The 23,992-nt window shown below is 40.4% G+C and carries 20 protein-coding genes; 5 read left to right on the top strand and 15 right to left on the bottom strand.

Annotated features, from left to right (window positions below; all coding sequences use genetic code 11):
- Nucleotides 1–28: 28 nt before the first annotated feature.
- A complete protein-coding gene (locus tag AAGD16_RS01700; RefSeq protein ID WP_058155449.1) occupies nucleotides 29–1,132 on the bottom strand; it encodes a phosphoribosylaminoimidazolesuccinocarboxamide synthase in 1,104 nt (367 codons plus the stop codon).
- A 217-nt stretch (nucleotides 1,133–1,349) separates the two neighbouring features.
- Here AAGD16_RS01700 and AAGD16_RS01695 point away from each other — a divergent pair, with 217 nt between their 5' ends.
- The 4 genes from AAGD16_RS01695 to AAGD16_RS01680 are packed head-to-tail and all read left to right on the top strand — an operon-like array spanning nucleotide 1,350 to nucleotide 4,836.
- A complete protein-coding gene (locus AAGD16_RS01695; protein ID WP_013463934.1) occupies nucleotides 1,350–2,384 on the top strand; it encodes a CDP-glycerol--glycerophosphate glycerophosphotransferase in 1,035 nt (344 codons plus the stop codon).
- Between the two features lie 6 nt (nucleotides 2,385–2,390).
- Nucleotides 2,391–3,077 carry an ABC transporter ATP-binding protein gene (locus AAGD16_RS01690; RefSeq protein ID WP_028834508.1) on the top strand — a complete coding sequence of 229 codons (687 nt, stop codon included), beginning with the start codon at nucleotides 2,391–2,393 and terminating at the stop codon, nucleotides 3,075–3,077.
- Nucleotides 3,074–4,321 (top strand): ABC transporter permease, encoded by a 1,248-nt coding sequence (locus tag AAGD16_RS01685; protein ID WP_096038105.1) that lies wholly within the window; start codon nucleotides 3,074–3,076, stop codon nucleotides 4,319–4,321. Before AAGD16_RS01690 ends, AAGD16_RS01685 begins: the two co-directional genes overlap by 4 nt.
- A 14-nt stretch (nucleotides 4,322–4,335) precedes the next feature.
- Nucleotides 4,336–4,836: a DUF3299 domain-containing protein gene (locus AAGD16_RS01680; RefSeq protein WP_377113244.1), complete on the top strand. Its 501-nt coding sequence runs from the start codon at nucleotides 4,336–4,338 to the stop codon at nucleotides 4,834–4,836.
- Nucleotides 4,837–4,884: 48 nt separating this feature from the next.
- Here the strand turns inward: AAGD16_RS01680 and AAGD16_RS01675 are convergent, their stop codons facing one another.
- The 11 genes from AAGD16_RS01675 to AAGD16_RS01625 form a co-directional block, all read right to left on the bottom strand.
- Complete coding sequence (locus tag AAGD16_RS01675) at nucleotides 4,885–5,130, bottom strand: hypothetical protein (protein ID WP_232311332.1); 246 nt, start codon at nucleotides 5,128–5,130, stop codon at nucleotides 4,885–4,887.
- 30 nt (nucleotides 5,131–5,160) lie between these two features.
- Nucleotides 5,161–5,730, bottom strand: a complete 570-nt coding sequence (locus AAGD16_RS01670) for a DUF2799 domain-containing protein (protein WP_081844594.1) — start codon at nucleotides 5,728–5,730, stop codon at nucleotides 5,161–5,163.
- Nucleotides 5,731–5,902: 172 nt separating this feature from the next.
- Nucleotides 5,903–7,342 (bottom strand): metalloprotease TldD, encoded by a 1,440-nt coding sequence (gene tldD / locus AAGD16_RS01665; RefSeq protein ID WP_013463928.1) that lies wholly within the window; start codon nucleotides 7,340–7,342, stop codon nucleotides 5,903–5,905.
- Nucleotides 7,339–8,178 (bottom strand): carbon-nitrogen hydrolase family protein, encoded by an 840-nt coding sequence (locus AAGD16_RS01660; protein ID WP_058154097.1) that lies wholly within the window; start codon nucleotides 8,176–8,178, stop codon nucleotides 7,339–7,341. Before AAGD16_RS01660 ends, tldD begins: the two co-directional genes overlap by 4 nt.
- Nucleotides 8,175–12,023, bottom strand: coding sequence for a YhdP family protein (locus tag AAGD16_RS01655; protein WP_377113238.1), 3,849 nt, complete (start codon nucleotides 12,021–12,023; stop codon nucleotides 8,175–8,177). Before AAGD16_RS01655 ends, AAGD16_RS01660 begins: the two co-directional genes overlap by 4 nt.
- Entirely contained in the window at nucleotides 12,023–13,495 is a 1,473-nt protein-coding gene (rng, locus tag AAGD16_RS01650; RefSeq protein ID WP_013463925.1) for a ribonuclease G, read from the bottom strand. The genes AAGD16_RS01655 and rng overlap by 1 nt, the downstream gene beginning before the upstream one ends.
- Before the next feature lies 1 nt (nucleotide 13,496).
- Nucleotides 13,497–14,066, bottom strand: coding sequence for a nucleoside triphosphate pyrophosphatase (locus AAGD16_RS01645; protein ID WP_290191433.1), 570 nt, complete (start codon nucleotides 14,064–14,066; stop codon nucleotides 13,497–13,499).
- A complete protein-coding gene (gene mreD, locus AAGD16_RS01640) occupies nucleotides 14,066–14,545 on the bottom strand; it encodes a rod shape-determining protein MreD (protein ID WP_016900308.1) in 480 nt (159 codons plus the stop codon). The genes AAGD16_RS01645 and mreD overlap by 1 nt, the downstream gene beginning before the upstream one ends.
- Complete coding sequence (gene mreC / locus AAGD16_RS01635; RefSeq protein WP_016900309.1) at nucleotides 14,538–15,380, bottom strand: rod shape-determining protein MreC; 843 nt, start codon at nucleotides 15,378–15,380, stop codon at nucleotides 14,538–14,540. Before mreC ends, mreD begins: the two co-directional genes overlap by 8 nt.
- Entirely contained in the window at nucleotides 15,380–16,423 is a 1,044-nt protein-coding gene (locus AAGD16_RS01630; protein ID WP_013463921.1) for a rod shape-determining protein, read from the bottom strand. The genes mreC and AAGD16_RS01630 overlap by 1 nt, the downstream gene beginning before the upstream one ends.
- A gap of 134 nt (nucleotides 16,424–16,557) precedes the next feature.
- Complete coding sequence (locus AAGD16_RS01625) at nucleotides 16,558–18,564, bottom strand: formylglycine-generating enzyme family protein (RefSeq protein WP_013463920.1); 2,007 nt, start codon at nucleotides 18,562–18,564, stop codon at nucleotides 16,558–16,560.
- Between the two features lie 335 nt (nucleotides 18,565–18,899).
- Between AAGD16_RS01625 and AAGD16_RS01620 the strand changes: the two genes are divergently transcribed.
- Nucleotides 18,900–19,808 carry a 1-aminocyclopropane-1-carboxylate deaminase/D-cysteine desulfhydrase gene (locus AAGD16_RS01620; protein ID WP_013463919.1) on the top strand — a complete coding sequence of 303 codons (909 nt, stop codon included), beginning with the start codon at nucleotides 18,900–18,902 and terminating at the stop codon, nucleotides 19,806–19,808.
- Between the two features lie 29 nt (nucleotides 19,809–19,837).
- On the opposite strand, the gene AAGD16_RS01615 is transcribed toward AAGD16_RS01620, so the two are convergent.
- The 3 genes from AAGD16_RS01615 to AAGD16_RS01605 all read right to left on the bottom strand — a co-directional run bounded on the left by AAGD16_RS01615 (nucleotide 19,838) and on the right by AAGD16_RS01605 (nucleotide 23,942).
- Nucleotides 19,838–21,484 carry an EAL domain-containing protein gene (locus AAGD16_RS01615; RefSeq protein WP_377113229.1) on the bottom strand — a complete coding sequence of 549 codons (1,647 nt, stop codon included), beginning with the start codon at nucleotides 21,482–21,484 and terminating at the stop codon, nucleotides 19,838–19,840.
- Between the two features lie 368 nt (nucleotides 21,485–21,852).
- Entirely contained in the window at nucleotides 21,853–22,554 is a 702-nt protein-coding gene (gene ssb / locus AAGD16_RS01610; protein ID WP_024602151.1) for a single-stranded DNA-binding protein, read from the bottom strand.
- 20 nt (nucleotides 22,555–22,574) lie between these two features.
- Nucleotides 22,575–23,942, bottom strand: coding sequence for an MFS transporter (locus tag AAGD16_RS01605; protein WP_024602150.1), 1,368 nt, complete (start codon nucleotides 23,940–23,942; stop codon nucleotides 22,575–22,577).
- Between the last annotated feature and the right edge of the window lie 50 nt (nucleotides 23,943–23,992).

Raw genomic sequence — 23,992 nt, 5'->3', positions numbered from 1 at the left:
GCTTTGCTATTTCTGTCTACTTACTACGTTATTTAACGATTAAACCGTAATCAGCATCTAAAATAGCAATCACTTCTTGGCGCGGATCATTAGGTATAATAATCTCTTTACCAATAATTTTGCTCGCGATGCCCACATAAGTGTCAGACACTTCAAGCATTACTGACTCAGGTAAAATATAATCTTTTGCTAACTGCTCACGCTCAGCCATACGGTCTTTATTTAATAACACATCACTCTCTGGTACGTTATTAATTAACAGCTGACGAAAACCTTCCTTTGAGTTTTCAACAATCTTGCCATCTCTATAACATGCTTCATCCCAAATACGCGATGAATCGGGTGTCCCTACTTCATCAATATAAATAAGTTGCTGCGCACCATTTAAATCTTCTACGTAACCAAATTCAAATTTAGTATCTACGAAAATTTGCCCGAGCTTAGCTAACTCATTACTAATTAGCTCGAACCCTTCTACCAATAATTTTTCGTATTTGGCGACATCGTCAGCCGATTTAAAATTAAAAACATCTAAGTTGTTTGTAATATTTTCACGAGTGATATTTACATCATCAACGGCAGGAATATCAGCAACCCCTTCTATAATACCCTTAGTAGAGGGAGTTATAAGTACTTGCTCAAGCTTTTGATTCGCTTTTAAGCCTTCGGGAAGCTGCAAACCACAAAAGTGTCTTTCGCCTTTGGCGTAGTCGCGCCACATACTGCCGGTAATATATTGACGAGCAATCGCTTCAACTTTAACCGTACTGGCTTTACGAACAATCCATACGTATGGATGAGGAATATCAACAATATGATTACCCGCCAAACCGGCTTCATTAAACATGTTAAACCAATGAGCAGCCACTGAGTTTAATGCAATCCCTTTACCAGGAACGCCATTTAGGCCATTTTCACCTTGCCATATGCAATCAAAAGCAGAAATTCTGTCTGAAATAACCATAATGGCTAATTCAGTATCGGCAGGAACGTTATAGCCTTTTTCATTTATTAAGCGTTTGCTATCTGCATCGGTTAACCAATAAACTGAACGCACTTTGCCACTATGTACTTTACCTTTGGTACGAATGGGTAAGTCATCGTTTACGTCTAAAACTTTATAGCTAGTCATGCTATCTCCGGGGTTTGGCATGCTCAAAGAGCAAAGTATGGAATTGGGGTTAGGCGCTCTATAATAATCTAGCCAACCACAAAGCTCAATCTTAGGCTAAAAACAAATCATCTCAGTATATTTATCTAGCTGGCGCATTGGGGTAAACTTGCATGATTACTTGCCCTAAGGAGCTAGCTTGAACTATTTAACTGCCACTAAGAATAAGAAATATTTAATGTATATTTCTCAAAATTATTCCTATGCTATTTTAAGGCCTTTGCAAGCAGAAATATTAGCTCAAGGAGGGGAAGTTAAATGGTTTTTAGAAGGTGATAATGTTAATCCTGACTTTTTGAAAAGTGATGAAAAAACACTAAATTCTATTCATGAAATAAATCAATGGGCGCCTGACGCAACCTTTGCACCAGCGAACTCTATCCCTACATTTTTTCCCGGAAAGAAAGTGGCTGTTTTTCACGGCTTTGATGCTGGAAAGCTAAATAAAAAAGGCCAAAACGATCACTTTAAAGTGCGGGGCTGCTTTGATTTATATTGTACACAAGGCCCAAATACAACGGCTCCATTTACGGCGTTACAAAAAAAATTGGGTTATTTTAAGGTAGTAGAAACAGGTTGGCCTCCCCTAGATCAATTTTTTAACGGTAACTCAAAGCCTAGCCACATTGATGAAACAGACTCTCGCCCAACAGTATTGATCTGCTCTACATTCTCAAAACGCTTATCTCTTGCACCTAAACTTTATGAACAAATAAAACACTTTAGTGAAAGCGGTAAATGGCGACTCTTAGTTCAGTTTCATCCTAAAATGGCACAAGAGTGGGTTGATAAATACAAAGCGTTAAGTAATGACAATCTAACCTTTGTTGAAACAGACAATGTTATTCCTTTATTACAATCTGCTGATGTAATGCTGTGCGACACTTCATCCATATTACTGATGTTTTTGGTACAACGAAAACCAGTTGTAACGTTTTGCAATAAAGCACCTGAAAAACACTTACTTGATATTACGGATAAAAATAACGTTGAAGCCGCAATAGACTACGCACTAACTTACCCAAAAGAACTTGTAGATAATATTGAAGCTTTTTGCCAAGAGTTACACCCATACACAGATGGTAAATCAAGCCAACGAGTACTTTGCGCAACCAATGAACTGTTGCATAGTGATGAAAAGCTCAAAGCAAAACCGCTTAATTTTATTAGACAATTTAAAATGCGCAAAAGACTTAACTATTGGAGTTGGTAAGCCGTTATGATCAACCTTGAGAATGTCTCTTTCAAATGGCAAAAAAGCGCAGTCACCCCGACTCTCGCTATTAAGCAGCTTACGATTAATGCTGGGGAACATGTTTTTTTACATGGTCCAAGCGGTAGTGGTAAATCTACCTTACTAGCGCTACTGGCAGGCATTAATGTAACCACTAGCGGCCAACTTTGTGTTTTAAACCAAAACCTAAGTGCGCTCACCAACGCACAGCGCGATGCATTTAGAGCGGATCATATTGGCTATATTTTCCAAAACTTTAATTTACTACCTTATTTAACCCCATTAGAAAACGTGTGTTTAGGGTGCCAATTTTCGAAAAAGCGTCAGCAACACATGCTCAGCCAAGCCGATAATTTAGAGAGTGAAGCAGCCAGATTACTCAATGCACTGGGGTTAGAGGCGCACTTTCATAATCAAAATGTTGCCACTTTAAGTATTGGGCAACAACAGCGTGTTGCTGCAGCACGCGCATTTATAGGCAGCCCTGAACTTATTATTGCCGATGAGCCTACTTCAGCACTTGATACCCAAAATCGTGAAAGCTTTATTAAGCTGCTATTTGAACAAGCAAAAAAAAGTAACAGCACGCTTGTTTTTGTCAGTCACGATGAAACATTAAAGCCACTCTTTAGCCGCACAATCGACTTAGTAAGTTTACAAGGTGATGTATGATTTTATTTAAACTTGCCTATAAAAGTTTGCTCAATAGACGTGCCAGCGTATTACTCACATTGCTCACTATTGCGATTAGCGTCATGTTATTACTCAGTATTGAGCGAGTTCGCGTAGATGCTAAAAGTAGTTTTAGTAATACCATTTCGGGTACCGATTTAATTGTTGGCGCACGCACTGGCGATATTCAATTACTCCTCTCCTCGGTATTTAGAATTGGCCATACCAACAATGGGGTGAGTTGGCAAAGCTATCAATACATAACAAAACAGCGCGGGGTTAAGTGGAGCATTCCTATCAGCCTTGGCGATAGCCATAAAGGTCAAGCTGTCTTAGGCACCACACTCGATTATTTTAAGCACTACCGATTTGCTAAAAAACAGCCCTTAGCATTTGAACAAGGACAGGCTTTTTCTAGCATCAATGAAGTTGTTATAGGTAGTGAGGTTGCAAGTAAACTGGCCTATAAAATTGGTGATGAAATTGTGATTTCTCATGGCATGGGCAATACTAGCTTTCATCATCATGATGATAACCCTTTTAAAGTGGTTGGTATCTTAAAGCCTACCGGTACCCCGGTGGATAAAACCTTGCATGTGCCACTGGCGGCAATTGAGCTGATCCATGGTGGCGGCCATCATGATCATGACGATCATCATGATCACTCGAGCCATGCATTAATTGGGCACCCAAAACAAATTACCGCCTTTTTAATGGGCTTCGACTCACCGCTTTATACGCTACAAATTAGGCGCAACATTAACCAATATAAACAAGAGCCTCTATTAGCGATTATGCCCACAGTCACTTTAAAAGAGCTCTGGGAAATGCTGGCAATAATAGAAAAAATACTGCTGTTATTTTCATTTGTGGTGGTCATTATTAGCTTGCTCGGTATGTTAACCACATTACTTGCTAACCTTAATCAACGCCGCAGAGAACTGGCAATACTGCGTTCTGTGGGTGCCCGCCCTTGGCAATTATTTTCGCTGATCAGTATGGAATCACTGCTTACCACCTTTTTAGGTTGCTTGGTAGGCTGTATTTTATTTTATGCGCTTATGGGTACGACCGCGGGTTACTTACAAAGCCAAGCTGGAGTGAGTATTAATATCAGCATGCTCTCTGACTATGAACTCACTTTGATTGGCGTTATTATGGCTGCGGGATTTATTATTGGCTTGATCCCCGCTACACGCGCTTACTTTTATTCTCTCAGTGATGGTATGAGTATAAAAATATAAACTTTAGGATGATCATGACGTTGTTTAAAGTAACTACACTCTCTTTAATGCTATTAAGCGCAGTGCTAATTAGCTTTGCTAGCATTGCAAATCCACCCAAGGAAATTTTTTGGGAAGACCTCATACCCGAGGGCCATGTACAAATAGATACTCAAGCACAAGCTAATCACGAAGGCAGTGAACAAAACTGGGTGCAACCTGATTTAGACGCGCCAGTTGTTAAAGCACTTGATGGGCAGTCTGTTAGCTTACCTGGTTTTGTTGTACCTCTTGAAGGCGATAGCGAACTTATCACCGAGTTTTTATTAGTCCCTTACTTTGGTGCCTGTATTCATGTGCCCCCGCCGCCGCCAAATCAGCTGGTTCATGTGACCATTAAAGGCGGTGTCCCTATCGATAGCTTATACGATGCGATTGTTGTAACGGGTATTATTAAAACGCAAACTTGGTCTGGCGAAATCGCCCAAGTAGGTTACACAATGCAAGCTGTCGGTGTCGCTCCTTTTGAGCTTTAATTCTTAAAATACAGAGCCCACTCTATAGTGGGTTTTTATTTTGTTCTATCAACCACCCGTTCTTATATCTCGTTCAAGTTCAGACTGCGTCACTGGATGACAAGTCGACTTCACCGTGCTCTTATTGCTTTCATCTTCGTCAGAACTAAAAATTGTGTAGCTATAGTCTGTTTCAACTTCACCACCTAAGCACTCATGCTCTGCAAATACTTCATCTCCATAACCCTCTGGCATTTCTTTTGACGCACACCCACTGAGGATCAGAAATGTTATTAAAATTGACATTACTTTCATATTAATCACATTAAAAGAACACGTTATAAATTATAGTTCGTACTCAAAATGCCATGATGGAAGCTTGTTGAGTAATGGCAGAAGTGCTTTTTCTTTTCTTAAATCACGACGCTCTCTCTCCAACTGTTCTCGCTCTCGGCGTAACTCTTTACTTTGGCTACTTGACGGTTTATCACTCGTTAATTCATCACTAATAGATTGCAGCCGCCAATTAATATTATTAAGTCGATCATCTATCTCGGCTTTCCTTGCTTCAAATTGATAACGCTCATTACCTTCTTGCCATGCTTTTCTAAACTGTGTGTCATTACAAATCCCGTTATACGCATCGCCTCGTAAACCTAGGGTAAAGCCATTTTCAGGCTCACAAAAGGCTGCGAGCCCCTGTTTGTAACCAGCTTGATAATCATCTAATTTTGCAGTGATGCCAAATTCACTACAAGCAGATATGATTTCTCTGCCATGTTCAAATGTATACCCTTGCTCACCATGACTAAAGCCTAAATTTGTCCAATTGGCCTGTATACATTCATCCTGAGACAAAGAAGAGCATCCTGATAGCAATATGAAAAACAGTAAAAACAAGTAACGACTAGACATTATTTTTCCTAAGATAGCCAAACTCAACTAAGTACCTATTCTAGGGCGAGATAAAGGTAAAGTGAATAATAAAAATGTAACAAGCTATTCTAATAAACCTGAAATTTAGAATAAAAAACCTTGAAAGCATGCACTTCCAAGGTTTTATTTGTTGTATTTGGCAGTAATAAAATTAAGCCGTGCCACCCACTGTTAGGTTATCTATTTTCAGGCTTGGCTGGCCTACGCCTACTGGTACACTTTGACCGTCTTTACCACAAACACCTACACCTTTATCAAGCGCTAAATCATTACCTACCATAGAAATTTGTTGCATAACCTCAGGGCCATTACCAATTAAGGTAGCACCTTTAATTGGCTGGGTGATTTTACCATTTTCAATTAAATACGCTTCTGAGGCACTAAATACAAACTTACCCGAGGTGATATCCACTTGGCCGCCACCAAAATTGGGAGCAAACACGCCTTTTTTAACCGTGCTGATAATATCAGCTTGGCTATGCTCACCGCCTAACATGTAAGTGTTGGTCATACGTGGCATAGGTAAATGCGCGTATGATTCACGACGAGCATTACCTGTTGGGTTTACCCCCATTAAACGCGCGTTCATTTTATCTTGCATATAGCCTTTTAAAATACCGTTTTCGATAAGTACGTTATAGGCTGCAGGCGTACCTTCATCATCGACATTAAGTGAACCACGGCGATCGGCCATAGTACCATCATCAACCACAGTACATAGCTCTGAAGCAACTTTTTGACCTACTTTACCGCTAAACGCAGACGCGCCTTTACGGTTAAAGTCTCCCTCTAGGCCATGACCTACGGCCTCGTGCAACAACACGCCTGGCCAGCCATTACCTAATACCACTTCCATAGTACCCGCTGGGGCATCAATAGCTTCTAAGTTTACTTTAGCTTGACGAACGGCTTCTTCTGCAAAACCCATCCAACGCGGCTTACCATCTACCAGCTCTTTAAAGTAACCATAATCTAGGCGCGCACCGCCACCAGCACCGCCACGTTCACGACGACCATTTTTTTCAAGTAATACAGAGCAGTTTAAACGGATCAGTGGGCGAATATCGGTAGCAAAGGTGCCATCGCTGGCTGCAATTAATACTTCTTCGTATACCGCAGACATTGAGCTAATAACTTGCTCAGCATCAGGGGCTAATTCGCGAATATAATTTTCAAGCTCACGTAACAAATTAACTTTATCGGTATCGCTCATACTAGAAATTGGTTGATGCGGTGCAAACTGCTGCTTTGCAGCCACGTCACTAAATACTTTAACCGCTTTATCTTCACCGGCATCGGCAATACTACGAGCAGCGGTGGCTGCTTTGTTTAACGCTTCAAGATTAATTGCGTCTGAATATGAAAAACCGGTTTTTTCACCGCTTACAGCCCGCACCCCCACGCCACGCTCAACGTTATAAGAGCCTTCTTTCACTAAGCCGTCTTCTAATACCCAAGACTCATGATGGCTCGATTGAAAATAAAGATCGGCATAATCAACTTTGTGCTGGTGAATATAAGCTAATGTTTTTTCGAGTTCTTCTCGATTTAGCTGGCTGTCGTGTAATAAATGCTGTTCAACCGAATTCATAATAATGGCTCTCTAAATCGTTGGTGAGATTGCAGCGGCATATCTCGTCTAATTTTGTGTAACTGGTTTAAATCTACGGTGCAACTAATAAAACCAAGCCCTGTTGATTTTTCACTTAATGTTTCACCCCAAGGCGATAACATGAGGCTGTGACCATAAGTTTGCCTACTGTTTTCATGCACTCCATATTGCGCTGCAGCAATAACATAGCACTGCGTTTCTATTGCACGTGCTGCAAGTAGCGGCTGCCAATGCGCTTTACCTGTTGGAACAGTAAACGCACTGGGTACTAATATAATTTCGGCGCCTTTGCGAACTAAGGCATTAAATAAACCAGCAAAACGCAAATCATAACATACTGTTAAACCAATTTTACCAAAGGGCGAATCAACAACCACAACCTCATCGCCGGCTTGAGTAAAATCGGATTCTCGGTAGCTGCCGGTCTGGTCATCTACCTCAACATCAAACAAGTGTATTTTGTTATAGCTTGCAACAATATCGCCTTGGTTATTAAACAAGTGTGAGGCAGCGTAATACTTATGTTGGTTATAGGGCTCTGGCATGGTGCCAGCATTTAACCAAATGTTGTGTTTACGGCACAATTCACTGAGTTGCTGTTTGTACTGTTCAATACGCTGTGACACTAACAACGTATCACCAGCGTGTTTACTAAACACTAAAAACGCTTCTGGTAGACACACTAGCAGCGGGCGAGCTGTCGGTAAGTTTTGCAATGCCTGTTTTAATTTTGCAATATTCTCATCAGGATTTAAGCCTGAGCACATTTGCAATGCAATAATCTTAGGAGCTGAATTTATACCTTGTTTATTCATTGTGTGGCGCTAACCTCGGCATCTTTAAGTTTTAACTCTGAGGATGCTTGTGGCTGACTTTGTGCTGCTTGCGGTAAAGTCACCTCTCGACTCTTACGATCTAACTCTTGTACCTGAGGATCGTTCATTTTGCCTGTTACTTTAAAGTTGATCTCTGAGATCACTCGGGCAGAATGAATCACTTTATCAATTGCTAAAGCTGCAAGCCCCGTTACTGGATTAACCATCCAAGCCACAATCACCGGAATGCTCGAGGTTACTTGTGGTGCCACGGCTAAGTCGTAGTCAATTTCGAGAGTATTTAAATTTGCATACCCTTTTATAGAGAGATCGGCAGGTACCCCATCCATTTTAGTATCTTGGGTATAGGCAATGCCTTTATCTATCTGCATGGTGCCTTGCATGCTGTTATAAAAAAAACCTTTAGAAAATACATCTCTAAAATCAAGCTTTAGCTTACGCACTAATGAATCAAGGCTCAGTAATGAGAATACGCGTGCACCTCCATCACTGATTTCAGTTAAATGGCCTTCGCCTAAATCCCAGCTAATTTCGCCATCCAAACTGGCAATGTCTAAATCATAAGGTGCCGCTTGCCAATTTAGCTGATAATTTAGATTGGCGTTTGAGTCTTTAATAGTGGTGGTAATATCAAACTCATTAAATAAGGCGCCAATATCATCACTTTTAAGTTCACCGCTCATCGCCGTTAGGCCATTCTGCCATTGCCCTTTAGTCCGTAATATATGGTCGCCCTTATCAACCACTAGCTCAGAAATAAGCAGCTTTTTACCATCGCCTAACAATGAGGCGCTTACCTTATCAAGCTTATAATGACTTACTTTACAATCGGCACATTCAAATTCAATAGCCGGTAATTTTGTAAGCCATGCAAGTTGTTCTGGGGTTGATTTTTCGCTCGGTTGCTCTGATTGTTTATCTAAAAAATTAAGCCTTAAATAATCGCTATTAATTCGAATCGGCTGATTTGATTGCCCGCTAGGTATAAATACTTCGGCTCTTAACTCTTTGGCATTGAGCTTTAATTGCAAATTATTATTTAGGGGCGATAAACGCATATCAAAATCATTAAACTGCATGCCACTCACGTTAAAAGAGTTAATATTCGCAACCACTTCATGTAAAGGCGGCATCACGCCCGTCGAGGCACTGTCAGGCTGCGCTTTAGCCACATTAATAATTTGATCAATTAAATCAATCCAAGGTAATAACTCACTCTGCGCTAAATTAATACTCACCGCTAAATTTTGTGAGTTAAGCCCTAAGTCTTTTTCACCGATAATAAAATGAGCGTTGGTAAACTGCGATTGAGTATTGTCTAGAATGGCATTGAAATAAAATAACTCATTAATATTTGCAGTGATCAGATTAGAGATATCATCACCTTGAATAACCGCACTCAGAGGCCAAATTTGCTCACTGCTTTTTGTATATACTCCTGGCAAGGAACTATTTAAGCCAATAAGTGGCGATTCAACTTCGGCACGATAGTTAAACCCTTGCTCTGTAAAATTAAGCTCTAAAGCAATATCAACGTCACTTTGCCCGCTTAAGTAACCATCTAAAATACCTTGACCATGGTTTATGAGTGTTTGCGCATCAAGCTGAGCATTTATATTTATATTAGCGCGATAATCCTCTGCGTTTGCGTCACTAGTGTAGTTAATCGTTAATGGCATACCAAGCCATGTAGCCGTAGCATCGGTGAGGTTTATTTGTTGATTATTAAAGCTAAGCTCACCCTTTAAATGCTCAAGCGAAATACCGGGAGCAGAAATATAAAGAGGTGAGTCGAGTAAATTAACCTTACCAGTTACACTCGCTCCGCCCTCAAATTGTGAGCCGATTAGCAATTCAATGTTTGCGCTGGCAAGCCCCTGTCCTTGCACAACATTAAAAATATCAGCTAATGGATTTGCTAAAGGCGTGGCGACAAAAAAATCGTGCATTTTTTCAAGCTCAGCTTGCTTATCAATACTAACCACCAATGGCGCATCGCCCATTAAGTCATCAATACTCACATGCACACTACTGCCAACGTCAAGGTTTACCAGTTGGCCTTGCTGGCTATAAATATCCATTCGCTCATTTGCAAAATGCAGCTTTACACTGGCATTTGTGACTGCTGGCCAAGCCGGATCGAATTGATAGGTAGCATTATCTATTTGCGCTAAAACATCAAACTGCCCAGAACCATTGTCAAATGGAAAGCCTGATAATGGACCAGAAAATAACACCTGAGCATTTGTTACTTCACCTGATTTTATTGCGCCATTTAAATAACTAACTAACTCAGGGCTCATTAATGTTAAAGGAAAATAATGACCGGCAATACTGGCATCGGGGGCAAATGCTTCGGCATATAAATCTAAGCGAGGCGTCTTACCTAAACTTAATTGCATCTGCGCGCTTAAGGTCACTTCATTGTTATCAAACCACAGGTTATCACTGCTAATATGCCAATCGCCTGAACGCTTAGCTAAATCTAATTCGATGTTTAGCTGGTTATAGTCAATATTATTACTAAAACTAGCACCTGTAATTAAGTGGCTGTTTTCACCAAAAATAGTGATCCGGCCATATTGCTGATTAACTAATCCATCAATCCTTAAAGATTGAGCGGCGGGTACGGCGTTTTTTTCTTGCCAGCTAATTTCATCGGCTTCAAACCACAACTGCCATTGCTTTGCATCGGCAAACTCTAGATACGCGTTTTTTATTTCACCACTGGGTTGGCGAGCTAAAAAAGGAGTTAAATCAGTAAAATTAGTTAATTCTGCTAAATCATTTAATAGGGCTAAATCGAGTTGTTGTAGCCATATTTTATTTTGCTTGCCTAATAAAGCTTCAAATTCGAGGCTAGGCCACGTTATTTCGTTGGTACTAAACGCTAAGCCGGTACTTTTTAACCGCCAGCTATTTTGCTCAGGGTATAAATGAAATCCCCCTTCACTTAGGCTGACCTTTTGTGTTTGCTCATTGAGTTGCCAATTTACCGCACTCGGTAACCACTGTACTTTTACGTCACTTACTAAGCCTTGCTCTAGCCTAAGCCATGCTTGTAAGTTTAAATCACTATGCAGTTGCTGCTTTTGAGTATTTATATACTGGGCCAACCAATTTGACACATCAACCTGATTAGCCTGCACATATAAATCGCCCACCATTTGCTCTAAGGTTTCACCTTTGAGCGCAATACGGGCATCAAAATTACCCACAGAAATACCCGGTAGCGCTAGGCTACCGCTACCAAGATGCTGTTTATCTTGGTTTTGCCATACAATGTTTTCTAATAACAGTTTACGTTCTTTGTTATCTTCTAGTACAAAGCTGATGCTCGAGTTTTCTATTGCAAAGTGACCCGTTTCACCTAAAAACAGTCCTTCTATTAGTTCTTTTTGCTCAAATGAAACTTCATCTTGATTACCAGCAAATAAATTAGCGACATTAACCTTGGTATGAAAACCATTGATCACAAAGTAATTTGATTTAAGCTGCAGCGACTTTAAACTTTCCCACAGGTTTAGCTCTAAACTGGTTTTAGCTATGGTTAAAGAGATAGGGGCTGTTTGGTTGTCTTTAAATGATAATTCTTCGAGTACTAAAGCGGGACCACTACCTTGCCAACTTGCTGATATAGCACCTATAGATAAACTAATATCAAACTTATTATCAAGGTAGCTTTCTATATCTCCTTTATAATCTTTCGCGTAGGGTAAGGTGTATTTTAAAATAGAAACCATCACGGCCAGTAGTACTAAAATTACAGCACTTATTTGCCATAATTTTCGCACACAATAAAAACAGGCCGCTTTAAATTTCATTACATCATTACCACATCAAACTGCTCTTGGCTGTATAAACTTTCAGTTTGAATATTGACCTGCTTTCCAATAAATAGTTCTAATTCGGCGAGGTTATGATACTCATCATTTAATAGCGCTTCACATACTGCAGGCGAAGCATACACTACAAACTTATCCGCATCGTAAGCGCGATTAACACGTACTATTTCACGAAGAATTTCATAGCAGACTGTCTCGACTGTTTTTTGTGAGCCACGCCCTGAACATGCTGGGCATACATCACACAATACATGCTCTAGGCTTTCGCGGGTACGTTTGCGGGTCATTTCAACTAAGCCTAATGCCGACAAACCATTGATATTAGATTTGGCACGATCTTTATCGAGTGCAGATTCTAATGAGTGCATTACACGGCGTTTATGCTCATCGCTTACCATATCAATAAAGTCGATAATAATAATACCGCCCAAATTGCGCAGCCTTAGTTGACGGGCAATAGCTGAGGTTGCTTCTACGTTGGTATTAAAAATAGTTTCTTCAAGGTTACGGTGACCAACAAAAGCGCCTGTATTTACATCAACAGTGGTCATCGCTTCAGTTTGATCTATGATCAAGTAACCACCCGATTTTAAAGTAACTTTACGATGCAGTGCTTTTTGAATTTCACTTTCTACATCAAATAAATCAAAAATGGGGCGCTCACCTGGGTAATACTCAAGCACTTGTGATAACAAAGGCACAAACTCTTCAGTGAACAGCTTAAGCTCTTGGTAGGTAAGCTTAGAGTCAACACGGATGCGCTCCATATCTTCACCTACATAATCACGTAACGTTCTAAAGGCAAGTGTAAGATCTTCATGCAAGATACTGGCTTTGCTGGTTTTTCTGCGTCTAGAGACAATTTTATCCCAGAGCTTTTTTAAAAAAGCTGCATCGTGTCTCAGCTCCGCTTCACTTGCGCCTTCAGCAGCTGTTCTGACAATAAAACTACCGTTTTCATCGCCGTATTCGGCTACAATTTTTTTCAGCCTTGCACGCTCTTCTTCCGTTTCGATACGCTGACTCACCCCAACATGTGTCGCATCAGGCATAAACACTAAATACCGTGAAGGTATCGTGATATCAGTGGTTAAACGTGCCCCTTTGCTACCCAAAGGGTCTTTAACCACTTGCACCATAATGTACTGACCTTGGCGAACAAGCTCACGAATATCTTGGACTTTTTTAATCGGCTCGTCGTCAACGCCCTCAACAATAGAGGCACTATTAACGATATCTGAAGCGTGTAAAAAGGCGGCTTTCTCTAGGCCTATATCAACAAAAGCGGCTTGCATACCTGGTAACACGCGGCTTATTTTACCTAAGTAAATATTACCCACGATACCTAAGTTACCAATACGTTCTAGCTGAATTTCTTGTAATACACCGTTTTCGATTAGGGCAACGCGACTTTCACTTGGCGTGACATTGATCAGTAGTTCTGTACTCATGCTACCCTCTTAAGAATGTATTTAATAATTGTTCTGTCTCATATAAAGGTAAGCCGACAACGGCAAAATAGCTACCCGAAATATGCGTTACAAAGCGCCCACCTACCCCTTGGATACCGTAACCACCGGCTTTATCTTGAGGCTCGCCCGTTTGCCAATAAGCATGTATTTCTTCATCACTGAGCGTTTTAAAGGTGACATCTGTACTGACCACACAACTGAGTACTTTATCTGATGTAGCAAAAGCGATGGCAGTTAACACTTGGTGCGTGTTCCCTGATAAGCGCTTTAAGATTTGAGTAAAATCGTCTTTATCTCGAGGCTTACATAATGATTGGTTATCCATCACCACCACAGTATCACTACCTAGCACTGGCCGGTCAGTATAACCTTGCTCTACGCCCATTTGCGCCTTTAAACGCGCTAAACGCTCTACATAGTCATGCGGGAGTTCATTAGCAAGCTGACTTTCATCGGCATCAACACTAAACTGTGAAAATTCAATACCCAATTGGGTTAGAAGCTCTTTACGACGGGGAGACGCGGAGGCTAAATATACTGCGCAAGTCATTATCTGATCCTAAAATGTCTACGGTATTTTCGAAGTAATAAAAATACCCATATCCAGCTCAACATGCCTGTTAATACAGGCCATAAGTAATGTGGGCTAAAATAAACGCCAAGTAAAAAGTGATTTAACCAAAACTGCATTAAGTGGTAAAGCGTTAAGAACAAGCCTATAAGTAGGCTTTGTTGCCACAATGAAAAATTGCGAATTTTTTGGAAGTTACTTGCAGTAACAAAAATACACACTGAATAAGTTAAGGAATTAACACCCAATGAGGAGCCTGTTGCTAAGTCAATTAATAACCCAACAACCCAAGCAGTCCCTATATTTAGTCTATGCGGTAAAGCTAAAGACCAGTACATAAGCACCAACAGCACCCAATCAGGACGAAATGGTTCAAGTGAAAAAGGTAACGGCATTAGCGCCATTACTAATGCAAAGAAAATACTTAATGCGATTAAGAGCATATGACGGTTAATCATCACCCATCAACTCCTGCTGATTTAGCCATAACACCACTAATAACCGAATTCGATCTAATTGAGCTATCGGCTCAGCAAATACTTGCGCAAAAGGTTGGCCTTCATCACGAGTTATTTCGGTGATCACCGCAACTGGATAACCTTCAGGAAAGGTCCCTCCTAGGCCAGAGGTCACCAGCACATCACCAATACGCACATCTAAGCTATGCGGCACATGTGATAGCTTTAGCACGTTAATTTTACCGATACCTTCAACCACTGTGCGCACATCGTTTCGTAATATACGCACCGGTGTTGCATGGGTGGTATCTGTAATTAACAGCACCCGCGAGGTTGTTGAACCAACTTTAGTCAACTGCCCGACTAACCCCATATCATCAATCACCGCTTGGCTTTCGCTTAAACCATCGGTGGTTCCCCGATTTATCACCACTTGGTGACTATAAGGATTTGAATGAACAGAAAGTACTTGAGCAATAATTTTACGATTGGTGTGTTTAGAGGAAGAGCCAAGTAATGCACGAAGTTTTTGATTCTCTTTTGCTAAAAACTCATACTGCTGGATTTGCTCACTTTGCAATACTTGCTTCTTTTTGAGTGCTTCGTTTTCGGTTAGTAACTGCTCACGGGTATGCAAACTTTTGGCGCTAAAGCTAAATACTTCGTAAGGTAGGTTAGCAACATAAATAAGTGGACTGACCAACGTATTCAAACTAGTACGAATGTTCTCGCCACCTTGCGTGTACTTGTCTCCAAGGATCAATACGATACTCAAAAGCACTGCGACAAAAAGTCGCAGTTGCAAAGAAACCGTTTTTTCAAACATTGATTTCATTAATCGTAACTAAAAACGTCACCACCGTGCACATCAATCATTTCAAGGGCCTTGCCGCCGCCACGTGCAACACACGTAAGTGGATCATCAGCAACAACCACTGGAATGCCCGTTTCTTCCATTAGCAGGCGATCTAAATCCTTAAGTAATGCGCCGCCGCCAGTTAACACCATACCATGCGCTGAAATATCAGATGCCAGCTCAGGTGGAGACTGCTCAAGCGCCACCATGACAGCGCTTACAATTCCCATTAGTGGCTCTTGTAATGCTTCTAAGATTTCATGCGAGTTAAGCGTAAACGAACGAGGAACGCCTTCTGCAAGGTTACGACCACGCACTTCTATCTCTACTGGTTCGTCTGTTTTAAATGCCGATCCAATTTGGTGTTTAATATTCTCAGCGGTGGCTTCACCGATTAAGCTACCAAAGTTACGACGCACATAATTAATAATGGCTTCATCGAACTTATCACCACCAATGCGTACTGAAGATGAATACACAACACCATTAAGTGAAATAATAGCGACTTCTGTTGTACCGCCACCAATATCAACCACCATAGAACCCGTTGCTTCAGACACCGGTAAACCGGCACCAATTGCAGCTGCCATTGGCTCTTCGATTAAGTAGACTTCGCGAGCACCTGCACCCATCGCTGATTCACGAATTGCACGCTTTTCAACTTGAGTAGCTCCACAAGGAACACAAATAAGCACGCGTGGGCTTGGGCGCATAAAATTATTATTGTGCACTTGTTTGATGAAGTGCTGTAACATTTTTTCAGTAACATAAAAATCAGCAATCACACCGTCTTTCATTGGACGTATAGCTTTAATATTACCAGGCGTACGGCCCAACATTTGCTTAGCTTCTGTACCTACAGATGCAACACTTTTAGGTCCACCAGCACGCTCTTGACGAATAGCAACAACTGAAGGTTCGTTTAATACAATACCTTCTTCTTTTACATAAATTAGTGTGTTGGCTGTACCTAAATCGATCGATAGATCGTTTGAAAAAATACCACGGAGTTTTTTAAACATGAGGCTGGATGACCTTTGAAATTCGTTCTTATTGTAGTTGCGCTTACTTTAACATTCTCAACACAATGAGCAATGTAAAGCGCAGCCGTCTTTGTAATCATTAAAAAGAGGAAGCACCGCTTCCCCATTAAATATTATCGTTCGCTCATTAAGCGAAAGCCAATATAATTAGCTCTAAAATCTGGCGCTAAAATTAAACGCGTTGATGCACGAGCAAGGCTAGGGGCAAAATTCCATGCACCTCCGCGAACAACGGCATCTTTTTTATTCCCTGTGCTACTAGTCCATTCCCATACATTGCCTACAGTATCGTATAAGCCAAATGCATTTGCAGAGAAAGACCCTACCGGAGCCGTGCGTTTATTAGACCACTCGCTACCACACCAACCACAGTTAGCTAGATTTTTACCAATTTCGTTACCCCATGGGTACTCTGTCTCAGTGCCTGCACGCGCCGCATATTCCCACTCAACCTCAGTAGGTAAACGATACGTTTGCGCTGTTTTATCAGAAAACCATTCAGCGTAAGCAATAGCATCATTTTTTGTCAAACACACAGCAGGAAACTCATTGGTTTGCTCAAATCCTGGAGCACGCCAATTTAAGCTTGCTTCCCAAACAGGTTCGCCGTTGAGGTAATATGCGCAACCTTTGCCTTTTTCAGCTTCGGTTTTATATTGCGTTTCGTTTACAAACGCTTCAAATGCGCCAACAGTCACTTCTTTGCTCTGCATAGCAAAAGATTCACTAATCGTTTTTTCAACCACGGGGCGTTCATTTTCAAGCCCATTGCCGTTTATATCACCCATTTTAAATTTGCCAACGGGGATCATCACTGCTGATGGGTCCACCATAGGTGGGCGTGTATCAACTTCCATTCCTTTTGGGCAATCTGCTTGTATTATTTGCTCTCGCTTTTTAGTCGGTGCAGCAATCGACTCTGACTTTTTTTCCAACTGAGCAAAAAGCGTTCGCGTTTTCTTTAAGTCAATTCGCGCTTTATAAGGGATGTAACCCTCTTTGCGTATTTCTAATTTATGCAAACCACGTGGTAAGTTCGTCACCAAACGAGTAGAACCTACTCGAATATCATTAATAAATACTTCATCGCCGTGTACATTAGAGCGTAAGGTTAACTGAACTAATTGATCTTTCTTGTTCTCAGCGACCACTTTAGGCTTTTTATTAACTGTTTTAGCGACAACGGCAGCGGCTTTATTATCCCCATTATCGCTGAATGTTAACTGACTATCAGAGAAAGTAGTGCTATAAGCTGGCTGATAAGTATTTGCCAGCGGGGTACCATACTCTAAACAAAAACTATTATTCACACTAAGTAAGTGACATAAACGACTGCTGTTTACATCTCCGCGCATAGTAACGCTTAAATTGACGTTGTAATCACCTTGCCCGCTAAATGCGCTCTTAATCACGTGACTACTTAAAATTTGTACTTGTGCCCCAGCCATGTCTCGCTTAGGTTCAACAAGACGTTTTTCTGTAAGATTTTCAAATATTTGATCTAAAAAACGTTTAGTTGCCTTTTTCAGCCCTATTTGCTGACCGCTCTGCTCACATGCCGCCAGTGTTTCAGTGCGCTTACAGTTAATGGTATGGTCAACTTCAAGCGTACCCTCTCGGGTAAATTCATTGCGTAATCGCTCTACACGCGCCGTAGTATATTGCACTTTTAAGCTTTCAATCGTGTTTTGAAGTGCATGTTTATCAGCGCGAATTTGCTCAATATCTTTTAGATGGGATGCAATTGCCGCCAATTGCATAGAAATATCATTTTTATTTTGTTCTTGATCAACAACGGCTTTTTGATAACGCGATTGTGCAGAGGTAATGTCTAGCGACGGATTATCAATTAAACGCCGATACATATCATTCATCGCCTCCAACGCTTGGTTTTTTTCTTTATCAAGCTGTGTGGAACGCGTTCTCAGCAATTCAAGTTGTGTTTGAAGTTGGTTCTCTTCTTTTAAATATTTGTCGAGCATCGTCGTTGAACGAGTGTATTCTGTTTGTTTCGTATTAATCTCTGATTCAATTCTGTTTACAGTAGTTGTATCTTGTGCAAATACTGTGCTTGCAAAAAAGCTAGCAGAAATTAACAGAGATAAAGGAGCAATTCGCATATATTCCAGTCCCAAAAAAGCGGCAATTATTTGGTTATTATTATTTTTTATAATAAAACCTTATGCTATGTACTTGAAGCACAAAACACAAGCTTTGTTCATTTATTATCTCAGTTTACAACTATTATCCCGTTTCATGCCAGTAAATAACCGTTTCATTTGTACTAAATAGCTAATTTATTTAACAACACCGAGATTTATCTGCATTTTACGCTATTAAGATGCCAATTTAGCCGCGTATTCATATTTTTTAGTTTGCTTAAGTAATAAAAACTGAGTCAAAATAACGCTATTACACAGCACATTCATCATGTAACTAATGAAAAAGAGCGATAATGCCAATACCATTCAGTATTAATGAACATAGCTATTTACAAACAATTACCAGTGAATTACTAACAGACAAGAAAATAACTTTAACTATTAAGCGCGATGATTTATTGCATCCACTTATCAGCGGTAATAAATGGCGAAAGCTCAAATACAATTTAGTTCGTATGCAACAACTGGGTAAATCTGAATTACTTACATTTGGTGGTGCTTTTTCAAATCACATTCATGCGTGCGCCGCTGCTGGTAAAGAGTTTAACTTAACAACCCACGCAATTGTGCGCGGCCCACAGCTTGATCTAAATAATCCTACTCTAAAATTTGCACAGCAATGTGGTATGCAGTTACATGCAGTCAATCGTATAGAGTACAAACAACGACATGATGAAGCCTATTTAGCCGCATTACAGGCACGCTTTCCAAACGCATACATTCTACCTGAAGGAGGCACTAACGAGTTTGCTATAGAGGGATGTAAAGAGCTTGCTCAGAGTTTACCTGAGCACGACTACTTAGTCTGTCCAACTGGCAGTGGCGGCACCTTGGCTGGATTGATAGAGGGCAGCTCAAATAAAATCAACCTACTAGGGATTGCTGTTTTAAAGCAAGCCGACTACCTGCGGGACGAAATACGCGCTCTTAGCCCTAAAGCAAAATCACAAAATAACTGGCAACTACTTACGCAATTTCACGGTGGTGGATATGGTCGTTTTACAGCTGAGTTATGGCAGTTTTGCCAACACATGCAGCATCAACATCAATTACCCTTGGAGCCTATTTACAGTGGTAAAATGATGTACGCACTTTGGCAGCTCATCAATAATGATTACTTTGCCCCTAACAGCAAAATTATTGCAATACATACTGGTGGGTTGCAAGGTTTAGAAGGGCTAAAATATCGCAAATTAGTGTAGAGTATATTTAACTTGTTAATTGCTTAGCATTAGTGAAATGCGACTTGAGTATAATTGGGGAGTAATTTAGAAAAATATCCTCCTTGCGCGCCGCTAATGCCTATTACTTTTAAAAGTTGTAGCTCCTGAGGCGTCTCTACATCAAGTGCAAATACTGACAAGCTCAATAATCTACTTATATGCACAATCCCCCTAACGTATTTTTGTTGTGAATTACTGCGCTCTATCCCATGGACAAGTTCAGAAGCTAAGTTAAGCCCTGATATTTGTTTATTAAGCGTAAACTTAAAAATATTTTTACTGCTTCTCACATCATCAATTACAATATTGCAGTTTAGTGCCGCTATTGCTGCAAAAGCGCCTTGCAAACGTAATTGATTATTTAAGAATTCTGATTCATTTATAGAAAATTGCAGTGTATGTTGGTTTTTTAAGTCATTGATATAAGCAGTTAACCAGCTCCAAAACTCGTTATTAAACCAGTTTTTAGGATGTAACTTAATACTGATAACTGACGATGAGTTATCTATAAGCAATAGTTTTTTTACTTGCATAACTACCGCTTGATCGTGCAATAGCGCCTCACCTTCGTTATAAAATTGACTGATACTTTCTTGATTAAGTAATTGTTTATTTCCCCTGTCATTACTTTTAATTGATACGTAATGCTTAATAATAGCGCCGCTATCGAGCTCGTATACTGGTTGAAATAAAATAGCCAATTTTTGCTTTTTAATTCGTTGTGATATTGAGTGTCTATCGAGCTTTTGAACATGACCATAATTTAACGCTAATTGGTGATAATGCTTAACTCGATTTTGCTGCGAGAGAGTAAGTGCCGACTTTGCCAACTGATACACCATAACCTGATCAGCCTCGGAATAATAAGTACATAAACCTACTTTTACATGCCTCTGTGCAGTTCTTGGCGCCAATACATGAGCGGCACTTACAATGCATTGATGTAAATATTTAGCGCAATTGAGTTTATCAATTGCATCAATCCCTTTGAGAGTAAAAGCGAAATTGCCTGCAGTTAATAACTTAACGGATATTTCAGTCGTATTAATAAAGTCTTTTGCCAATAAGACTTTAAGAGTCGCTTGTAAGTCAGTGTTTGCATCAAAATGGCATTCACACTGAATAAGTGCAAATACATTATATTTAATTGCTTCCTGCACATTAGTTGTCGCTATGGGAGCGAGCTGTAAAGAACTCACTTTGGGTGCATAACGTACTTTCTTATTATTAAAGTGCTGCTGACGTTTAGAGGTCATTGTGCTGTTTTTTATTGTTTTAGGCTTTTTAAAACGTCGAATACAAAGCATAGCGAGCAAAAGAACCGCGTTTATTATTAAAAACAAATAGCTATAGCTATACCAAACTGGCCATGAGTAGAGCAAAATTCCTTTTGAGTTAGCGCTAAAATAATGTTTTTGTTTTTCTATATAAATAGAGTTTTTATTAGGGGCGAGCGTAAAAGGCGTATTTGCAATAAGTTGTTTTTCATTGGCCAATGGCTGTTGCAATTGCTTCGCTAGCTTTAAACCAACTTGCTCGTTTTGATGCTGTAAAACCAAACTTAAACCGCTATTAATAATCACTAGCAAGGCGATACACAGAGCATAAAACAAAGCATTTGAATAATTGGTAAAGTGAAATTTACTGACTTTCATAACCCACCGGCACATCAAATAAGTTATTAAAGTGTTGTCTACTATTTGCAATTGTACAAGCCAACAATAAAAGTTTAGCGAAGGTTTAAAAGTTAGTACTTAATGTTTATAAACATTATATTTAGCCTTCAATTAGTTAACTAAACAGCTGTCATTATTTATATATTAGTTTGAACAAAGGAGGGCTTGGCTTAAAAAATAAAAACACCAGTATCACAGTGCTTTTTACACATTCATATGTTTACTTTAGGAAGTGTTTATTCAGATTTAAAAACTGTAGAAATGGAATACGGTCATTTTTTTAATAAAAAAGCCGCTTAATAGCGGCTTTCTAGAAAACTTTTAAACATTTTGCTTTTTGTCTTAGGTCAAAACGGGATATCGTCATCAAAGTCGATTGTTGGTTCCATAGGGTTTGATGCGCCACCTTGCGGTGCATTTTGTGGCTTAGGTGCAAACCCGCCTTGCTGTTGTGGTGCACTATTTTGTTGTGGTGCAAAACCACCTTGCTGCTGTGGCTGGTATTGGTTGTTTTGCTGCGGTGCTGGCTGCTGAGCAGGTGCAGATTGCTGCTGTGGAGCATAACTGCCTTGCTGGCTATTTTGGCCTTGGTTATTTTGACCATAACCACCGCTTTGTTGCCCGCCTTGGTTGCCTTGATAGCCACTACTTTGTTGACCACCTTGGTTACCTTGATAGCCACCACTTTGTTGATCGCCACCGCGTGCACCTAGCATTTGCATTTGACCCGTAAAGCCATCGACAACGATTTCTGTGGTGTATTTTTCTTGGCCTTGTTGATCAGTCCATTTACGGGTTTGAAGTTTACCTTCTACGTAAATTTGTGATCCCTTGCGGCAGTATTCACCCACAATTTCAGCTAACTTGCCAAAAAATACCACACGGTGCCACTCAGTTTTATCAACCATTTGGCCAGTGTTTTTATCTTTATAGCTATCTGAAGTTGCTAAGGTAATATTTGCTACACCATTACCATTAGGCATGTAACGAACTTCAGGATCTTGCCCTAAATTACCAACCAAAATTACTTTGTTCACACCGCGTGCCATGGAACCATCTCCTATAAACGTTAGATTAAACCAGCCACTCTTCGGGCTTGGTCTAGGTCAAATTCTTTATCATTAATCTTTAAGTAGCTACGACTTTCATCGCGAACTACGGTTGCTTCTATTACGCCGGGTAAAGCAACTAACTGAGAAGCCAGTGTTTGTGCCTGCTCTTCAGAATCTAATTGGGTCATTAAACTAATAACTTTGCTTTTCGGTGGGACTTGCATTTTCCACGCAATAATAAGCCATATTACCCCAACAAGTGCCGCCGCCGCAAACACAGCTTGCGTACTAGTTGTTTGTGCTACATACCCGCCAAGCATGCCGCCTAAAAAAGCGCCTAAAAACTGGCTCGATGAATACCCCCCCATGGCTGAGCCTTTTTGGCTTGCTGGAGCAATACGCGACACAAGAGCCGGCATAGTGGCTTCTAAAAAGTTAAACGCAACAAAATATAACAGCATACAAACCGCAATACCAACAACGCTGTTTGCCCACATAGACATACTTAACATGCTGACTATTAAAACCATAACAGAACCAATAAAGGCTTGTTTTTCTTTCTCTTTTTTAATCGCCACTATCATTACTGGCACCATTAAAAAAAACGCCAAAAATAAAACCGGAATATAAAGCTGCCAATGGTTTTCGGCCACTAAGCCATCTTTAATTAATTGGCTTGGTAATACTACAAAAATAGTCGTTAATGTTAGATGCAGCAATAATACGCCTGCATTTAAACGTGCCAGCTGTGGGTGTTTAATCAATTTTTTGATGTCACTAAAACTGGCAAGCGTATCGCCTTTAGGGGCTTTATTTATTGCACTGGGAACGAGCATAGTGACTATAAAAATACCACACACAGCCAAAATAGCCGTTAGCCAAAATACGCCTGCAATGCCCCATGAAGCTGCCACTATCGGCCCTAATAACATCGCAAACGCAAAGCTCATGCCGATGCTCATGCCAATCACCGCCATAACTTTGGGGCGCTGTTCATCTCGGCTTAAATCTGATGCAAACGCTAATAATGCGCTGGCGATAGCTCCCATGCCTTGTAACGCACGCCCTACCGTCACCATTTGAATAGACTCTGCCAAAGCGGCAATTACCGAACCTAAAGCAAACACCGCCAAACCACCGACTATGACTTTTTTACGACCTATTTTATCGGAAAGTCTCCCCATTGGGATTTGTAATACGGCCTGAGTTAAACCATACGCACCAATTGCAAAACCAATCCAGATAGGTGAGAAGCCTTCAAGCTCTTGACCATAAATAGCTAAAACAGGCATCAGCATAAACAAGCCGAGCATTCTAAATGCAAACACACTCGCTAACGATACGGCGGCGCGTTTTTCTCGTGAATTAAGTGAAGATGCGGTCATTATTTGCGTGATCTTACTGTGTTAAAAAATTAGGCAAGGATTCTATCACA

It is taken from the genome of Pseudoalteromonas sp. M58 (assembly GCF_042604605.1).
GTDB classification, from domain to species: domain Bacteria; phylum Pseudomonadota; class Gammaproteobacteria; order Enterobacterales; family Alteromonadaceae; genus Pseudoalteromonas; species Pseudoalteromonas tetraodonis.
This window is presented reverse-complemented; position numbering and strand designations above follow the sequence as displayed.

What these genes read in the sequence shown, in the direction of transcription:
- mreC (WP_016900309.1), bottom strand. Translation starts at nt 15,380, where the DNA reads ATGAAATCAATGTTTGAAAAAACGGTTTCTTTGCAACTGCGACTTTTT.
- rng (WP_013463925.1), bottom strand. Translation starts at nt 13,495, where the DNA reads ATGAGTACAGAACTACTGATCAATGTCACGCCAAGTGAAAGTCGCGTT.
- AAGD16_RS01675 (WP_232311332.1), bottom strand. Translation starts at nt 5,130, where the DNA reads ATGAAAGTAATGTCAATTTTAATAACATTTCTGATCCTCAGTGGGTGT.
- AAGD16_RS01620 (WP_013463919.1), top strand. Translation starts at nt 18,900, where the DNA reads ATGCCAATACCATTCAGTATTAATGAACATAGCTATTTACAAACAATT.
- tldD (WP_013463928.1), bottom strand. Translation starts at nt 7,342, where the DNA reads ATGAATTCGGTTGAACAGCATTTATTACACGACAGCCAGCTAAATCGA.
- AAGD16_RS01615 (WP_377113229.1), bottom strand. Translation starts at nt 21,484, where the DNA reads ATGAAAGTCAGTAAATTTCACTTTACCAATTATTCAAATGCTTTGTTT.
- AAGD16_RS01605 (WP_024602150.1), bottom strand. Translation starts at nt 23,942, where the DNA reads ATGACCGCATCTTCACTTAATTCACGAGAAAAACGCGCCGCCGTATCG.
- AAGD16_RS01680 (WP_377113244.1), top strand. Translation starts at nt 4,336, where the DNA reads ATGACGTTGTTTAAAGTAACTACACTCTCTTTAATGCTATTAAGCGCA.
- AAGD16_RS01645 (WP_290191433.1), bottom strand. Translation starts at nt 14,066, where the DNA reads ATGACTTGCGCAGTATATTTAGCCTCCGCGTCTCCCCGTCGTAAAGAG.
- AAGD16_RS01630 (WP_013463921.1), bottom strand. Translation starts at nt 16,423, where the DNA reads ATGTTTAAAAAACTCCGTGGTATTTTTTCAAACGATCTATCGATCGAT.
- AAGD16_RS01695 (WP_013463934.1), top strand. Translation starts at nt 1,350, where the DNA reads ATGTATATTTCTCAAAATTATTCCTATGCTATTTTAAGGCCTTTGCAA.
- AAGD16_RS01670 (WP_081844594.1), bottom strand. Translation starts at nt 5,730, where the DNA reads ATGTCTAGTCGTTACTTGTTTTTACTGTTTTTCATATTGCTATCAGGA.
- AAGD16_RS01655 (WP_377113238.1), bottom strand. Translation starts at nt 12,023, where the DNA reads ATGAAATTTAAAGCGGCCTGTTTTTATTGTGTGCGAAAATTATGGCAA.
- ssb (WP_024602151.1), bottom strand. Translation starts at nt 22,554, where the DNA reads ATGGCACGCGGTGTGAACAAAGTAATTTTGGTTGGTAATTTAGGGCAA.
- AAGD16_RS01660 (WP_058154097.1), bottom strand. Translation starts at nt 8,178, where the DNA reads ATGAATAAACAAGGTATAAATTCAGCTCCTAAGATTATTGCATTGCAA.
- AAGD16_RS01700 (WP_058155449.1), bottom strand. Translation starts at nt 1,132, where the DNA reads ATGACTAGCTATAAAGTTTTAGACGTAAACGATGACTTACCCATTCGT.
- AAGD16_RS01690 (WP_028834508.1), top strand. Translation starts at nt 2,391, where the DNA reads ATGATCAACCTTGAGAATGTCTCTTTCAAATGGCAAAAAAGCGCAGTC.
- AAGD16_RS01625 (WP_013463920.1), bottom strand. Translation starts at nt 18,564, where the DNA reads ATGCGAATTGCTCCTTTATCTCTGTTAATTTCTGCTAGCTTTTTTGCA.
- AAGD16_RS01685 (WP_096038105.1), top strand. Translation starts at nt 3,074, where the DNA reads ATGATTTTATTTAAACTTGCCTATAAAAGTTTGCTCAATAGACGTGCC.
- mreD (WP_016900308.1), bottom strand. Translation starts at nt 14,545, where the DNA reads ATGATTAACCGTCATATGCTCTTAATCGCATTAAGTATTTTCTTTGCA.